The sequence below is a fragment of the Anaerorudis cellulosivorans genome (assembly GCF_025943985.1).
GTDB lineage: Bacteria > Bacteroidota > Bacteroidia > Bacteroidales > Dysgonomonadaceae > Anaerorudis > Anaerorudis cellulosivorans.
The window spans coordinates 1-1,254 of the sequence record NZ_JAPCWE010000035.1; the positions used below are offsets into that span (position 1 = coordinate 1).

Genomic DNA, 1,254 nt, shown 5'->3' on the forward strand with positions numbered 1-1,254 from the left:
GAGTCTCCTCTGATAACCCCATTTTTCAAAAATGCAAAAAATTGAGATATTTCAGACGAGAGTTGTTTAAAAAATTATTCATTAGAGAGTTTACATTATTTTCAAAACATATCCATTTTTTAATGGAAAAACAGCGTCTTTTTTGACTCGAAAGCGATCTTTTACTTGCTTGCATCACATATTTCAGTATTCTTCTGAAGTTTATCCAAGTAGCCCGGGAGTAAGCCCATAGGCGGTTGGCAGCAAGTCCGCGGTAGCGTGTCTTGCCGTTTGTGAGGTTATATCCGAATTGAAAAATTGTGGCTTCCACATTGTTTCGCTTCCATTTCTCCCTGATGGGGACGTCCCGCAGCTTTTGTCTTAGCATGGATGTACGGACATCCTCTATTGTGAAGTAACGGTATTTGCCATCATCTGTTTTGATGCGCCATTTCTTTACAGGTTTTCCTGTCTGTGAGTCTATCTTTGTTGTTGCTGCCAAACATGCTGTAATAATTATTTGTGTTTTAGTGTCCAGGACTATCAGCTCATCGGGATTTTCTTCACCGGGCGTGAGTTCATACCTGGGAGGCTGCCCCTGGATACCCGTAAGGATCAGCTCCATGTTATTATCGCTGGTGTAATCTTGAGTGCCGGTACTGTTATAAGCCCCGTCAGCATATACTTTTTCAATCTTCTCATCAAGGAGCTTCTGTGTTTCCTCGATGGAGGGTTCAAGAAAGTCGCAGTCCGGGGTAGAGACAACATCCAGGTTTACATCGGTAACCAGGTTCAATGGCTGCCTGCCGCTATCATCAGGCTGTCCTTGGCTATCCTTTGGTTCATCATCGCATGTTTCAGTAATGTTTGCGGAATAACCCTTTACCTGCTTTCCACCCTTGTTACGGTAGTGGGAGTCGGTATCGTGGGGTGATTGTATGGATTTGGCACTTATATCGTCATTATCCTTAGGCAGTACAGTCTTATCGGGAGTTACAGTAAACTGCTGTTCAAAGACAGTCTTCAGGGTCTGGTAAGTACCATAGTCATGTCTTTTAAACAGCTTGATAAAACGATACATCAGCCTGCCTAAAGCAACGAAGCGGGTATCTACCTCCTTCTTGTTACTGCGATAGATGAACTTGTTTCCCTCCTCGTCCATGATATGGTCGATAAGGTCGAACTCCTCCCGTGACAGGCTGCGCTTGTAAATATGATCTGAACGCTCCTCTATGAACAGGGCAAGTGTTTCATGTACAAGCTCGTAGCGGGTAT

At 43.9% G+C, this 1,254-nt stretch carries 1 pseudogene; it reads right to left on the minus strand.

The features are described 5' to 3' along the window. Positions 1-25: 25 nt before the first annotated feature. Positions 26-1,254, minus strand: a pseudogene (locus OLM34_RS11390) (hypothetical protein); the annotation flags it as partial.